Source organism: Paenibacillus anseongensis, assembly GCF_009757995.1.
Taxonomy (GTDB): Bacteria; Bacillota; Bacilli; order Paenibacillales; family NBRC-103111; genus Paenibacillus_E; species Paenibacillus_E chondroitinus.
Genome location: NZ_WSEM01000007.1, coordinates 179,506 through 194,790, shown reverse-complemented (window position 1 = coordinate 194,790; position 15,285 = coordinate 179,506). Strand labels below are relative to the sequence as shown.

The 15,285-nt window shown below is 45.9% G+C and carries 13 protein-coding genes and 1 tRNA gene; 11 read left to right on the top strand and 3 right to left on the bottom strand.

The features are described from left to right. The first annotated feature begins 156 nt into the window (after positions 1–156). The 11 genes from GON05_RS07930 to GON05_RS07885 all read left to right on the top strand — a co-directional run bounded on the left by GON05_RS07930 (position 157) and on the right by GON05_RS07885 (position 12,722). Positions 157–1,359, top strand: a complete 1,203-nt coding sequence (locus tag GON05_RS07930; protein ID WP_246238906.1) for a putative glycoside hydrolase — start codon at positions 157–159, stop codon at positions 1,357–1,359. A 155-nt stretch (positions 1,360–1,514) separates the two neighbouring features. Then, positions 1,515–2,972, top strand: a complete 1,458-nt coding sequence (guaB, locus tag GON05_RS07925) for an IMP dehydrogenase (protein WP_181646579.1) — start codon at positions 1,515–1,517, stop codon at positions 2,970–2,972. Positions 2,973–3,090: 118 nt separating this feature from the next. Then, entirely contained in the window at positions 3,091–4,434 is a 1,344-nt protein-coding gene (locus tag GON05_RS07920; protein WP_127453480.1) for a D-alanyl-D-alanine carboxypeptidase family protein, read from the top strand. A 118-nt stretch (positions 4,435–4,552) separates the two neighbouring features. Further along, complete coding sequence (gene pdxS, locus GON05_RS07915; RefSeq protein ID WP_127453478.1) at positions 4,553–5,434, top strand: pyridoxal 5'-phosphate synthase lyase subunit PdxS; 882 nt, start codon at positions 4,553–4,555, stop codon at positions 5,432–5,434. Further along, positions 5,434–6,012, top strand: a complete 579-nt coding sequence (gene pdxT, locus GON05_RS07910; protein ID WP_127453476.1) for a pyridoxal 5'-phosphate synthase glutaminase subunit PdxT — start codon at positions 5,434–5,436, stop codon at positions 6,010–6,012. Before pdxS ends, pdxT begins: the two co-directional genes overlap by 1 nt. Before the next feature lie 91 nt (positions 6,013–6,103). Continuing rightward, a complete protein-coding gene (gene serS, locus GON05_RS07905) occupies positions 6,104–7,384 on the top strand; it encodes a serine--tRNA ligase (RefSeq protein WP_157318584.1) in 1,281 nt (426 codons plus the stop codon). An 83-nt stretch (positions 7,385–7,467) separates the two neighbouring features. Beyond that, a tRNA-Ser gene (locus tag GON05_RS07900) sits at positions 7,468–7,552 on the top strand. A gap of 213 nt (positions 7,553–7,765) precedes the next feature. Further along, a complete protein-coding gene (locus GON05_RS07895) occupies positions 7,766–11,902 on the top strand; it encodes a choice-of-anchor I family protein (protein ID WP_181646578.1) in 4,137 nt (1,378 codons plus the stop codon). Between the two features lie 111 nt (positions 11,903–12,013). Further along, positions 12,014–12,358, top strand: coding sequence for a hypothetical protein (locus tag GON05_RS07890; RefSeq protein ID WP_127453470.1), 345 nt, complete (start codon positions 12,014–12,016; stop codon positions 12,356–12,358). A 21-nt stretch (positions 12,359–12,379) separates the two neighbouring features. Beyond that, the gene (locus tag GON05_RS38795; protein WP_181646577.1) at positions 12,380–12,526 is read left to right on the top strand and encodes a hypothetical protein; all 147 of its coding nucleotides are present in this window, start codon (positions 12,380–12,382) and stop codon (positions 12,524–12,526) included. Between the two features lie 31 nt (positions 12,527–12,557). Further along, on the top strand, positions 12,558–12,722 hold the full coding sequence (locus GON05_RS07885) for a small acid-soluble spore protein P (RefSeq protein WP_379174283.1): 165 nt from the start codon (positions 12,558–12,560) through the stop codon (positions 12,720–12,722). Between the two features lie 253 nt (positions 12,723–12,975). Here GON05_RS07885 and GON05_RS07880 read toward each other — a convergent pair whose 3' ends face one another. Genes GON05_RS07880 through GON05_RS07870 form a run of 3 tightly spaced genes read right to left on the bottom strand, consistent with a single transcriptional unit; the run spans position 12,976 to position 15,278 of the window. Next, positions 12,976–14,193, bottom strand: a complete 1,218-nt coding sequence (locus GON05_RS07880) for a hypothetical protein (RefSeq protein WP_181646576.1) — start codon at positions 14,191–14,193, stop codon at positions 12,976–12,978. Positions 14,194–14,217: 24 nt separating this feature from the next. Beyond that, entirely contained in the window at positions 14,218–14,652 is a 435-nt protein-coding gene (locus GON05_RS07875; RefSeq protein ID WP_157318582.1) for an anti-sigma factor, read from the bottom strand. Beyond that, entirely contained in the window at positions 14,649–15,278 is a 630-nt protein-coding gene (locus GON05_RS07870; protein WP_338114015.1) for an RNA polymerase sigma factor, read from the bottom strand. Before GON05_RS07870 ends, GON05_RS07875 begins: the two co-directional genes overlap by 4 nt. Between the last annotated feature and the right edge of the window lie 7 nt (positions 15,279–15,285).

Genomic DNA, 15,285 nt, shown 5'->3' with positions numbered 1-15,285 from the left:
CGTCGATGGTACTTGAACCGCAGGGTTCTGGGAGAGTAGAACGTTGCCAAGCACAATGAAAGAGTCTTTTTGGAAGAAATTCCAAGAAGACTCTTTTTTTTACATCAGTACAAAATAGCGTAAAAAACCATACTAGCCCTATAAGGAGGGATTAGTATGAAAGTATTTTTTGTGAGCAAATGGGTGGGGATTTTAATCACTTGTCTTTTGGTTTTACAGGGGTGCTCGGTGAAGATGGACGCCGTGAAAGAGGAACTGGCTCCGCTCCAATCCTTAAAGCATTCGGCGGATACAGAACCTACACCTAAACTAGAAGCAGCATCCAAACAAGCAGCTCCTCCAGTAAAGGTATCCGCTCAGCGCCAGATGCCTGCTAAGCAGGTCGTCAAAGGGATTTATGTATCAGCCTGGTCTGCGGTAGGCAATAAACTGGAGCAACTGATTGATTTGGTGGATCAAACCGATTTAAACGCAATGGTGATTGATGTGAAGAACGATTCCGGGCAAGTTACATATACCTCGGCCGTACCTATGGTGAATGAGATAGGAGCCAATAGCCATGTTATCATTCGCGATCTGAAAGGGACGCTGAAGAGGTTAAAGGACAAGCATATATATACAATAGCGCGTGTTGTTGTTTTTAAAGACCCCTATTTGAGTAAGAAGAAAAGCAATTATGCGATGAAGACTTATCAAGGCGGCGTTTGGCAGGATAATAAGGGAATAGCTTGGGTGGATCCTTACAAGGAAGAAGTGTGGGAGTATAATCTTCAAATTGCCAAGGAAGCAGCCCAGCTAGGGTTTGACGAGGTTCAATTCGACTATGTGCGATTCCCTGAGAACAGCAAGCGCGTTGACGCGGAAGTCAAATTCGATAACCCAAGGAAATGGACAAAAGCACAGGTCATTGAGTCTTTTCTCGGTAAGGCGAAGGAGCGTCTGGGGAACGAGGTTTATATATCCGCTGACGTATTTGGTTTAACGACCTCCTCCGACAATGACATGGGCATAGGGCAGGACTGGTCAATGATAAGTAAGCAGGTTCACTATATCTCGCCAATGCTGTACCCTTCCCATTATTCGAATGGGATGTACGGGATTAAGTATCCCGATCTGCAACCTTACGCGGTGATTCACAAAGCCATTAGCGATGCCAATGGGAAAAACTCGAATCTGATGCGAGTAAGTGCCCCAACGGCGGAAATCAGGCCATGGTACCAAGACTTTACGGCAACTTGGGTAAAACCTCATAAGAAATACGGAAATGTAGATGTGAAAGAGCAAATAAAAGCGGCTAGAGAACAGGGCGTGGAACAATTTTTGTTATGGAATTCGAACAGCACATATTCCTATCGTTAACCGAATGTTCTTATTCGGATGGCTGTCGATCTCTAGAGGGGTCCTTTTCCTTGACACGAAAAATGGGCTTTTGTTAAGATTGCAATCATATACGGTGAGCAGGATGCTTATGTCGAAGTTTTTGAAGAGAAAAGATCTAAGGAGGAATATGTGTTGTGAGGGAAGACAAGTTTGGTAAAGAAGGTTTAACGTTTGATGATGTGTTGCTGGTGCCAAGGAAGTCTGAAGTGTTCGGTAAGGAGATCGACGTTTCAACAGTTCTTGCTCCTCATGTGAAATTGACTATCCCGTTCATCAGCTCTGCGATGGATACTGTTACGGAATCTGCCCTAGCGATTGCAATGGCCAGAGAAGGCGGTATTGGAATTATCCATAAGAATATGCCAATCGAGCTGCAAGCTGAGCATGTAGACCGTGTTAAGCGCTCAGAGAGCGGGGTTATCACAAACCCATTCTCTTTAACGCCAGAACACCATGTTTATGACGCAGAAGAGCTGATGGCGAAGTACCGGATATCAGGCGTGCCGATTGTAGATGAGACGAACAAGCTTGTTGGTATTTTGACGAACCGCGATTTGCGTTTTGTTCATGACTACTCCATTAAAATTAAAGAAGTAATGACGAAAGAGGGCCTTGTTACAGCTCCAGTGGGAACTACGCTGCAACAAGCGGAAGGCATTCTTCAAAAGCATAAAATTGAAAAGCTTCCTTTGGTCGATGATAATTTCGGTCTGAAGGGATTAATTACGATCAAAGATATCGAGAAGGCGATTCAATTCCCTAACTCAGCGAAGGACGCACAAGGCCGTTTACTTGTAGGGGCAGCTGTAGGCGTTTCTAAGGATGTTATGGAGAGAGCTGCTGCGCTTGTCAAAGCAGGCATTGACGTAATTGTAGTAGACTCCGCACATGGCCATCACATTAACATTGCTGAAACTGTGAAGAAGATAAGAGCTCAGTATCCAGAACTTCCTATCATTGCAGGGAATGTAGCGACAGGTGACGGAACACGTGATCTTATCAAAGCTGGAGCATCTATGGTGAAGGTTGGGATTGGACCAGGGTCGATCTGTACGACTCGCGTCATTGCAGGTATCGGTGTTCCGCAAATTACTGCTATCTATGATTGCGCGCAAGCGGCTGCTGAATTTGGTGTTCCCGTTATCGCCGATGGCGGTATTAAGTACTCCGGTGATGTGGTCAAAGCGATTGCGGCTGGGGCGAGTGCCGTGATGATTGGTAGTCTTTTTGCTGGGACAGATGAAAGCCCGGGAGAGTCTGAGATTTTCCAAGGACGTAAGTTCAAGGTTTACCGCGGGATGGGTTCTTTAGGCGCCATGAAAGAAGGCAGTAAAGACCGTTACTTCCAAGAGAACGAGAGCAAACTTGTTCCTGAAGGTATTGAGGGACGCGTAGCGTATAAAGGGCCATTAGCTGATACGGTATATCAACTTGTTGGCGGTCTCCGTTCCGGCATGGGTTATTGCGGAGCAAAAAACATTCAAGAATTGATTCATGATACGCAATTTATTCGGATTACAGGGGCTGGATTGAAGGAAAGTCACCCTCATGATATTCAAATTACGAAAGAAGCTCCTAACTACTCCTTATAATTGTAACAATTTGGCTATAATTGGAGGCGCAGGATTTGAACCTGTGTCTTCTTTTTTTTGTCTAATAGGGTGTGTTACAATATAAAATGTTATAAAAATTACTAGGGAGAGTGAAGTTGTGAGATTTTTTAGTTTTACAAGGAAAAAGATTGCTTTGGTGTTAGGTGTTAGTTTAATCGCTCAATCCGTACTTTTACATATACAACCGGCGTTTGCCGCAGATACCAAAACACCAGCCGCAACGACAGCTCCTACGACGACTACTGCACCTACAGGGGGCGAGTTGAAGGTCAATGCCAAATCGGCAATTATTATGGAAGCAAGCACAGGCGCTGTTCTTTATGAAATGAATGCTGATGAGGCGCTTCCACCCGCGAGTATGGCGAAGATGATGACAGAGTACTTAGCGATGGAAAGTATCAAAGAAGGTAAATTCAAGTGGGACTCCCAAGTCACGGCTTCGAAAAATGCAGCTGATGTCATTGGTTCCGGCCAGTTGATCGCAGAGAATGAAACGTTATCTTTCAAAGATATGTTCAGTGCGATGTCCATCTATTCCGCCAATGATGCCTCTGTAGCTTTCGCTGAACTTCTGGGTGGGGGATCAGAGGAAAATTTCGCGAAAATGATGAATGAGAAGGCTAAGCAATTAGGCATGTCCGACCAGGCTCATTTTATCAGCGCTACAGGTCTTTCTCGTGCCGATTTGAAGAATCCTCCACAATCCATTGAAGGCGAAACGAAAATGACAGCGCGGGACGCGGCTATTCTTGCCTACAACATCCTCAAGGATCACAAGGAAGTTCTCGAATTCACGAAAATTCCTTCGTTAAAGCTGAGACCAACCGATAAAACGCCTATGATCAATTGGAACTGGATGCTCGAAGGCAATTCGACAAATGCTAATTTTAAAAAATATGCGTATACAGGCCTGGACGGTTTGAAAACAGGTTCCACAGATGACGCTGGTTATTGCTTTACGGGAACTGCCGAAAGAAACGGCATGCGTCTTATCACGGTTGTGATGGGAACGAAAACAGAACCTGAGCGTTTTAATGAAACAAGGAAGCTGCTTGATTATGGTTTTAATAATTTCGAGATTAAACCTTTCCTAAATGCGAAACAAGAAATAGATTCTTTGAAAATCGTAAACATTAAGAAAGGCGTTCAAACGCAAGTGCCTCTAGTAACTAAAACGGGTCTAACTTTCGTTACGAAAAAGGGCGCGAAGGATACTGATTTTAAAATCACGGCAGAGCCGCTTGAAGAAAGCAAATTGGTAGCTCCAATTGCCAAAGGCGATACGCTTGGTAAAGTGAAAGTTAGCTACAATGGACAAGAGAAAACGGCAGATCTAATTGCCAATGAGGATGTCGAAAAAGGAAGTTGGATCCGGCTGTTGTTCCGCTCCATCAAAAACTTCTTTGGCGATATGTTTAAAGGGATCAAGGGCGGTTCCTAGACCAGATAATGGGTTGTATAATGCCCCTCCTTCATGTAAAATAATTGTTTAGAAGTTTACTATCGAATCGTGTAGGAAACTGTATAAATTCGTACGAAGGTATAGGAGGAAATAAAGAATGGAAACAGGAACATCCCGCGTTAAAACAGGTATGGCCGAAATGCAAAAAGGCGGCGTAATTATGGACGTTATGAACGCCGAGCAAGCAAAGATCGCAGAAGCAGCTGGTGCCTCCGCTGTTATGGCGCTAGAGCGCGTACCTGCTGACATTCGTGCAGCTGGCGGAGTATCCCGCATGGCTGATCCAACTATCGTTGAAGACGTTATGAAAGTCGTATCCATTCCGGTTATGGCGAAAGCAAGAATTGGGCACTTTGTAGAAGCAAAAGTCCTGGAATCTCTGGGCGTTGATTATATCGATGAGAGTGAAGTTTTGACACCTGCGGATGAAGTGTATCACATCAACAAGCGTGATTTCACGGTTCCTTTCGTGTGTGGTTGCCGTGATTTAGGCGAAGCTTTGCGCCGTATTGGTGAAGGAGCTTCCATGCTTCGTACCAAAGGTGAGCCTGGAACAGGCAACATTGTTGAAGCTGTTCGTCACATGCGCATGATTCAAGGTCAAATTCGCAAAGTTCAAGGCATGTCCAAGGATGAGTTGATGTTTGAAGCGAAAACACTTGGAGCTCCTTATGAACTGATGCTGCAAGTACATGAAACAGGCAAATTGCCAGTTGTTAACTTCGCTGCAGGCGGTGTAGCGACTCCGGCGGATGCTGCTCTAATGATGCATTTGGGTTCCGATGGGGTATTCGTAGGTTCCGGTATCTTCAAATCGGACAACCCTGAGAAATTCGCAAAAGCGATTGTAGAAGCTGTAACACACTATACAGACTTTAAATTGATTGCAGAAATCTCCAAAAACCTAGGCAGCCCTATGAAGGGAATCGAAATCTCCAAGCTGCAAGCTTCCGAGCGTATGCAGGAGCGCGGCTGGTAATGACGAAAATTGGGGTTCTCGCGCTTCAGGGCGCGGTAGCAGAGCATATTCGTGGCATCGAGAAAGCAGGCGCCGAGGGCGTTGTAGTTAAACGTACAGAGCAGCTGGCTGAGCTTGATGGCATCATTCTACCAGGCGGAGAAAGTACGACAATTGGTAAGCTTATGCGCACCTATGGTTTCATCGATGCGCTGAGAGAATTTTCTGCGGCAGGAAAGCCGATCTTCGGCACCTGCGCAGGGTTGATTGTTATCGCGAAAGAGATCACCGGACAGCCGGAAGCTCACCTTGAGCTGATGGATATTACGGTGGCTCGCAACGCGTTCGGGCGTCAGCGCGAAAGCTTTGAGACGGATCTGCCGATCAAAGGCATCGACGAGAATGTTCGCGCTGTTTTCATTCGTGCTCCACTGATCGAGAAAGTGGGCCCGGGTGTGGAAGTTCTGGCAACGTATGACGGCCAGATCGTTGCGGCGCAGCAAGGACATCTCCTTGCAGCATCGTTCCACCCTGAGCTGACAGACGATTTCCGTCTGCACAGCTATTTCTTAGATATGGTAAAACAAAGTCAAGCATAATTGATGGTACAAGCACCTTGATATCACCGGATACTCCGGTAAGGGTGCTTGCTTCCATATACAACCATTTTGCGCTAACGGAGGAATCTCCTTGTTTGATGTAAAGTTACTTCGAAACGATTTGGCTGCCGTGCAAGCAGCCATGCAAAACCGTGGGAAGCAGATTGAAGAGCTGAACGGTTTTACAGCATTAGATTTAAAACGTAGAGAGCTTCTGCAAGAAACAGAGCAGCTCAAAAATCGCCGCAACACCGTTTCTCAAGAGGTGGCTGGGCGTAAAAGATCCGGCGAGAACGCGGACGAACTGATTCAGGAAATGAAGGTTGTCGGAGACCGCATTAAAGAGCTTGATGACGAGATTCGCGTATTGGACGAGTCCTTACAGCAAGTTCTCCTCTCCATCCCGAATATGCCTCATCCTAGCGTCCCTGTGGGCCGCTCCGAAGAAGAGAATGTGGAGATGCGCCGCGTTGGCGAGATTCCACAATTCGACTTTGAAGTGAAGCCGCACTGGGAAGTGGCGCAAGAGCTGGGCATTCTGGATTTCGAAGCGGCGGCGAAGGTAACAGGTTCCCGTTTTGTGTTCTATAAAGGGCTTGGCGCAAGATTAGAGCGCGCATTGATCAACTTCATGATGGACCTGCACAGCGATGAGCATGGTTATGAAGAAATGCTGCCGCCATATATCGTTAACCGCGATAGCTTAACAGGTACAGGTCAACTTCCGAAGTTTGAGGAAGATGTCTTCAAAGTTGAGAATTCGGAGTATTTCCTAATTCCAACGGCAGAGGTACCGGTTACGAACTATCACCGGGAAGATATTTTGACAACAGAGCAGCTGCCTGTTAATTTTGTTGCATTCAGCGCTTGCTTCCGCTCGGAGGCCGGTTCGGCTGGAAGAGACACACGCGGCTTGATCAGACAGCACCAATTCAACAAAATTGAGCTTGTTAAGCTAGTTAAACCCGAAGACTCCTACGATGAGCTGGAGAAGCTCACAGGGCACGCTGAGCGCGTTCTACAGCTGTTGAAGCTGCCATACCGTGTGCTATCCCTGTGCACAGGGGATATCGGCTTCACCTCAGCGAAGACGTATGACTTGGAAGTCTGGCTTCCAAATAGCGGGGCGTACCGCGAGATCTCTTCCTGCAGTAACTTCGAAGATTTCCAAGCGCGCCGAGCGAACATTCGCTTCCGCAGAGATTCTAAGGCGAAACCGGAATTCGTACATACACTGAATGGTTCAGGACTAGCTCTTGGACGTACGGTGGCGGCAATCCTTGAAAATTACCAACAGGCGGACGGTTCAATTATCGTGCCTGAGGTTCTTGTTCCGTACATGAACAACGTAAAAGTAATTACGAAAAAATAGCACTTGCTTCTTTGCAAGGTTATGTGATACAATGCTTTTTGTCACTGCACAAGGTTGTCTCCTCTAGAGGGGACAGCTATCGTGGAGAGGTGGTCGAGTGGTTTAAGGCAGCGGTCTTGAAAACCGCCGAGGTGCAAGCCTCCGTGGGTTCGAATCCCACCCTCTCCGTAACCATGGTAATACCCCAACCAAAAAGTCATGCGATTCTTAATGAATCGTGTGGCTTTTTTTGTTATTTCTTTTTTATGTAGCAATTTACAAATAATTAAAAATAAATTAACACAAAGTGTGTATTTAGCAGGATTCTCATTTTTTATAATAGACAAGATATTCCATGCTAAGGAGAGTGAACAACAGTTGAAGACTGTCAGGAAGAGATTAATGCCCGTTCTGTTATCAGCGGCTGTAAGTGTATCTTCGTTTGGCTCCATCGTTTCAACCGCAGCTGCAGATGCTATTGTAATTCCGGGGACTCCGTATCAAGCGAACGGTACTTATGATGTTAATGTACCGCACGTGTTTATTAACCAAGTTTACGGCGGGGGATTAACTACAGATTCTAGCAATACGGCCTCATCCCATGGTTTTATTGAGTTATACAACCCTACAGATCACGACGTCGTCCTCAACGGGTGGTCCTTGCAATACGCGGATCGCGGATCGTCGGCTAAGACAGGCCCTACAGGTGATTGGCAGAAGCTAGACCTAGTTGGAACGATTAAAGCCAAATCCTCATTCCTTGTTCTTGGACAAGCTACAGGGTCAGGATCTCCTAAATTTAATTTGTCAGCTACATATGACCAGTTATGGACAGGACGCTGGATCAATAACAAAGGCTTGAAGGTTGCGCTTATGAGCAATCAGACAAAGCTGGATGTTGCGAATAAAAATCCATTTGCTAATAATCCAAAGCCTGCTGGTTATGTAGATATGGTGGGAACGGGAAGCAATGACGGTGACAATACGGATATTCAGACGGATATAGATGGCTATGAGTTTGACTATCCGAAGGGATCCACGGAAGGTACGTCGAAACAGAAGTCCATTCGTCGCAAAGCATTAGCAGATACAGATAATAACAAAGCTGACTTCGCACAGTTCGATATCACGGGTTCTACAACAACCGACCAAGATAGAGCTTTGAAAGGTCCCAAATACGGGGCTTATGGGGAATGGTTTCTTCCATTAGGATATACGAACACAAGTTTGCCAAATGCATATGAACAAATGGCTTACTCCGTAACGATGAGCGTTTATGGCGGGAAACCACCGTACACGTTCTCAGCTACGGGTCTTCCAAACGGCTTATCGATCAATTCGGCCACAGGGGAAGTGTATGGTGCGCCTGCACAAGGAACATCTGTCACTACTAACGTTTACGTGAAAGTAACAGACAGTTTGCTTGCACAGTACGGTCAAAATCTATCCTTAACGGTCTTGGCTCCACAAGCTGTTAATGACGCTTTGAGTATCTCCAAAATTGGACAATTTGCTGTCGGCGTTACGAATAAAGACGGCGGTGTAGCTGAAATTGTTAAGTACAACAAAGATAATAATAAGTTTTATTTAGTAAATGGTTCGGGGAATCCACCTAGTTTGGAAATCGTTCGTTTAGACCTTGTGCAAGGTTTAGTCAAAGAGAAAACAGTCACGATGAAAGATCTCGTTGAAAAGGATGGTTTCTTATATGGAGACCTGACGAGTGTAGATGTCAATACGAAAACCAAACGCGTTTCCTTATCTGTTCAAGAGCTGGATTCTAAGAAGCCAGGGAAAATCCTTGTCATGGATTACGATGGTAATGTTCTGAAATCTTATGAAGCCGGTGTGCAGCCCGATATGATCAAAACGACCTCCGATGGCCGATATATTCTGACTGCCAATGAAAATGAGCCGCGCACTAGCGGAGCAGATCCGGAAGGAAGCATCACCATTGTTGATACAACTAATGATACGGTATCTCATGTTAGATTCAACAATGTCTCCGTTATTGATGATAAGGTCCACATTCGCGGTGCGTCTGATCCATCAACCGGTGCTGTTACGGGCGAAGGACAGAAAGCAGATGCCGTGTTTGATTTGGAGCCGGAATACATCGCGATTTCTGAAGATAACACCAAAGCTTATGTATCGTTCCAAGAAAACAACGCAATAGGAACTGTCGATATCGGTTCCAAAACGCTTTTATCTGTAAAAGGATTGGGCTTCAAAGATTTGAGTCTTCCAAACAACTCCTTAGATCTTGTCAAAGACAATGCGATTAAGTTTGAGAATGTGCCTTTTTACGGCATGTATATGCCAGATGGTATTTCCACACAAACGATCGATGGAGTTCCGTACATCTTCACAGCCAATGAGGGGGATGTTACAGAATGGCCGGGCGTCAGAACCAATGGAAGCACGATTGGCGCTATGAAGGGTAGTTTGGTACCTGGTTCGGCGGCAGCAATCTTCTTGGCGGGGAAAACCGCTTATGACGGTGTTGAGGTTGCTGGTGATATGGGCCATGACAGCATTTATCTCTATGGTGGACGTTCCTTCTCCATCTGGCAAGCTAACACAATGTCTCAAGTTTATGACAGCGGCAATGATTTTGAGAAAGTGACGGCGCAGCGTTTACCTAACAATTTCAATGCAAGCAATAGTAAAACAGCAATGGACGATCGCAGTTCGAAAAAAGGTCCTGAACCTGAAGATGTTAAAGTTAGCAAAGTCGGCAGCAAGGTTCTGGCTTTTGTTGGATTAGAGCGTATTGGTGGAATTATGACTTATGATGTTACAGATCCAGCCAATGCGAAATTTGTTAACTATACGAACTCGCGTGTATTTACTCCTAAAGATAACTTGAACACGGATACCGGTCCTGAAGGCATTGAGTTTATCCCTGCTTCTGTTAGTCCAAATGGCAACCCGCTCCTGCTGGTGGCTAATGAGGTTGGCGGAACCGTAGCGGTCTATCAGCTGAATGTTCAAAAAGTTGCTTTGGATAAGACAGTATTATCTGTACCGGCAGGCACAGCGCCAACAAAACTGACAGCAACGGTAACGGATTCCCAAGGAAATGGCGTCACTTCAGGTACGGTACAATGGAAATCATCTAACCCTTCCGTTGCAACGGTTAATGCAGAAGGGGTAGTATCTTTCGTTGCAAACGGTAGCGCAGTGATTACTGCTTTTAGCCCGGATGGGTATGGAGCAGCGGAAGCTAGCGTATCCGTATATTCCACGAGTTACGATGATAAAGGAAATGGTGGTACGCCAGCGTCTTCTGGGCCAACGTCTCCATCTACAGTACCAACTACACCTAGTACTAGCGGTGATAAAGCAACCATTACTCCTACTGTAGAAAAAGACAGCAAAGGTACTTCCGTAGCTAATGTTTCAGTCGCTCAAGTCACGCAAGCCTTAAAAGATATGACGGAATCGACAAGTAAATCGACGGTTCTTGAGATCAAAGCAAGTACAGATGCAGCATCGAACCAAGTAGACGTTAAGCTGCCAGCAGAAGCAATGAGCAAGATTGCGAGCAGCGAAACGACAGGAATTAAAATTGCTGCTGGCATTGGACAAGTATCTTTCGACAAACAAGCGGTCTCCAGCATCTCCTCTGCCGCGTCAACAGGTGAGGTCACTATCTCCATTCGCAAAGCAGATGTGAATGACATTACGAAGAACATGGATGCAACGGCCAAAGAAGCGATCCAAGAGGCTGTCAAAGATCGTCCGATCTTCGATTTCACAGTCACTGCAGGTGGCAAAACAGTATCCAGCTTCAATGGAGGATCGGCTCAAGTCGCGATTCCATATCAACCGGCTGCAAATGAGGATATTAACGCTATTGTAGCTTTTTACATCGCAGAAAACGGTGAGATTACCAAGGTAACGAATAGCCACTTTGATCCTGTCACAGGAACATTAAGCTTTAACGTTAAGCATTTCTCGAAGTATGCTGTTGGTTATCAGAAAGCAAACTTCAAGGATACAGCTTCGAGCTTCGCTAAAGATTACATTACGTACCTGTCAGCAAGAGACATTCTGAATGGTGTCAATGATGATGCGTTCGCTCCGGAAGCGGATATCACCAGAGCCGACTTCACGTTGATTCTGGCTCGCATGGCTAATGCTGATCTAAGCGCTTATACAGGCACTGGCTTTGCGGATGTCAAAGCCGATAGTTACTATGCAAAAGCTGTACAATGGGCGGCTGAGAAAGGAATTACAAGCGGCGTACGCGCAGGTGAATTCGATCCTCAGGCGAATATTACTCGCGGCCAAATGGCAGCTATGATTACCCGCTTCGCTTCGTTCATGGGCTATACGCTGCCTAAAGCGACGCAGGCGACGGATTTTGCCGATCAAGCAACTGTTCCTGCTTATGCGGCAGAGGCAGCGAAATCTCTGCAGCAAGCTGGAATCATTTCCGGCAAGTCCGGCAATCTCTTCGCGCCGCAAGACACAGCAACACGCCAAGAAGCAGCTAAGATGCTGGCGATTCTTATGCAACTGACGGCGAAATAAACAGTGGATTCACACAACTCCCCTTCGGCAACAACTTAGGGGAGTTGTTGTTTTTTTACATGGATAAAAGCCGGTCGGCTTCCGCATTTTAAACATGTGGAGGTGTTACCTATGAGCTATGATAAGCTGACAATTGATCAAACGGAATTGGTACAAGAGTGGAGTAATGTCCTGCCTACTACCCTGCAGCCTACAGATCAGGCGCGTGTATGGGCCGATGAAGCCGATCCTCAGACCGTTAGGGTTCATATTGAGGCGGGTGGACATACGGGCTACAATTTCGATTTTAAAGTCAACTACGTGGATGCTAGAGAGGTTAAAGTGGAGCTGATGGATGTCCAACAAGGCACCATGCATATCGATGAAACAGGTGATGTTGTGCAAAATCTAGTGGACGACTATGTTCGTCACATTCATGAATGCGCACAAGCGCTCCATAGAGTCACACACCATTAAAATGGGGAGGGGAGTTCACTCATGACGAAGCAAAAAACGCGGGATAAAAATTTGCAAAATGTAGACAAAGATTTCCGAACCGATGCTGTAAACAGCCACAATAGGCAGCAACAGCAGCAGCAAGTGAATGATCGCAGACATCAAGATGCATTGAATCATCAAGAATAAATTGCAGATTAACTAGGAGGGAATGATCTCTATGAAATCAGATGCCTATGGTGTAACGGATACATCCCAGAATCAGTCGAGCGGCAACAGCCAACGACAAAAACAACAAGAGCCCCTTTCAGGGTCGAAAAAGGTGAAAAACCGTAACCATTCCAGAAATAATGGTCATGGGGAAGGCGCCGGCCACGGTCATTAATCTTTTTAAATAACCATGATTAAAGTTCGATAAACCGGACATACTATATTTGTCGGTGAGCAGAGAGGTGTGGTTCCGTTGGAGCATTCCGCGAAACAAAAACCGTTGCATAGAGGACTTTCATACCTGTTATAATCAGGCTGGAGGGGATGTGCCAAAGACACTTACCGTGTTTTATAAGCAGATTTTCCTAAAGGTTTACGTGTAACAAGTTTAAAAGAAATCAAAAAAACACCGACAAAAAAAGAACCCCTTAAAAAGGGTTCTTTTTTTCGTTTATTTCTAAGTAAACCTGTGAAGGATCTGAGTCCGTATGCTGCTCTTTAGAATGTACAGGCCGCGTTTTTCGATACAGCAATAATTTAATGCCGCCGCCGATCAGAATCACAGCTACGATTAACGTTTGACCGAAGTTGTTCAGCCAGTACATGTAATTCGCATGGGGGAATACCTGATACAGGAACTGGACAATGACTTCTTTGAATACATAGTAGCCTCCAAGAAGGATAAGTACGAATCCGATGGAGCGGTGATATGCTGACCAGTTTTCAACGATAGGTTTATCTACCAGTGTACCGTTCTCATATTTGGAGATACTTTGTAAGCCATCGAAGAAGCTGAAGAACCACAGAATCGGAATCAAAAAGAAGAAAAGGGACAAGCGCAGCACATCCAGCACATAAATGGAGAACAAGAAGATCGCCATCAATTGAATGCCCCGTTTATTCATGGAGAGATACAAGTGAGCTGCACCTGGAAAAATAGCGATAATCGTTGCCAATGTTCGGTTCTTGCGCCCAGAATCATCGCCGAAGTGAAAGTCATCAAAAAGGCTGCGATCAATAAGCGGCAGGCCATCTTGCTTACGCTCTTGCTGTTTCAATGCATCGAACATGGTGTAAAACCACAAGACGGGCATAGCTAGCAGAAAAGCAACGAAGCTATCGTTATTGGTCATCATTGTGATGAAAAAGACGAGAACAGCAACCCCGAAGAACGAAACCATAGCGGTTAAACCGCGCTGCATAAGACCCAACTGGAAATGACCTAGCCCGGGGATGAAGGAAAGCAGCATAACTCTCGTTCTTTCTTGCTGCGAGGCAGCGTGAACAGCGTAAGGATTAGGCTCCCATGCTGGCGCGTGGTCATAAGGCGGTTCAGCTCCGTAGGGTGACCCATGTGGTCCATATTGCGGCCCGTATTGTGGACCGGGATAGGGTTGGTAGCGCAGCAGGTAGACGATCATATCAATCATATTGATGACAGCAACGAATAATGCGAACAGGAAAAGCGGAATGAGTATATCATCATCACGCATGTGAAAGAACGCTGCACCAACGAACATGAGAAATAAGGGGCCAAAAAATCCTGCTCCATATAAAATTGCACGTACGACTCGATTCATATAGAGATGACCCGCTCCGGGGATGAAGGACAACAGGAATGCGACGATGCTGCTTTTGTTAGGCATGAAGTGTATAGACCTCCTTGTGGCTTATTTATTTTGCAGTGTATCCAGCCAGATTAATGTTTTATTGAGCAATCGGTCCGATATCGGTTGATCCATTTTCATTTCTGGAGGAGGAGCAGGCTGAAGTGCGCCTCGAGGCCCCAATTCCTGTGATAATCCGTGGAAAAAGCCCGTAGCCACTAAAATGAGTGTAGCAGCCGCGGCAATTCCATAATGCAGTATCGTGGAGTGGTACCAGGAGCGCTTGGTTCCCAACGTTCGTGCTAGCACGGCATCTACGAATGTTCGTTCATCCGCTTCCAATACGGGCAGTATTATGGTCATTTGCTCCATACAGATCATATACCGATCCAAACATTCATCGCATCGGTATAAGTGATGCTCCATTTCGCTGATTCCATGGGGTGGCAGCTGCTGATTGATATATAGCCCCCAAGCATGTTCATCGTAGTGTTTCACATGAAATCCTCCTCCTTCCAGTTGTTACGGAGCCACTGCTTGGCCCTATACAGCTTCGACTCAATCGTTTTGACCGTTACCCCGTGGGCATTCGCTATATCTTGATAAGACTGATGTTGAATATAATAGGCCGTTAGTACTTCATGGTAATTGGCGGGGATTTGGTGGAGCTTCTGACGGACCAGCTCTGTGGTCTCCTTCATCAACACTTCATGTTCCACGCCATTTGAAGAGAAAGATAAGGTTCCTGCGGTTTGGACCGCTTGCATCGGAATTTCCATCTCTGACGTCATTTCTTCCCTTCGCCTGCTAGCCGACCGTTTAAAGTCAATGGCCCGATTCACCGCTATGCGGGTCATCCACGTTTTGAGTCCTTTCATCTGGTACTGAGGGAGGGAGAAATAAATTCGGGACCAGACGTCCTGCGATAAATCCTCGGCATCTTTCGTATGGCGTACAATGGCGTAGATCGTCTGGAACAAGTATTGACGATAAGTCGCAACAAGCTCTCGGAACGCCGCCTCATCACCATTCAATATGCGTGTTACAAGCTCTTGTTCCTGAATGTGCTTCTCCTCCTCTCCGCATAAATAGACGAAGGCGCCCAGGATAACCCTGCACTTCACTCAAAAA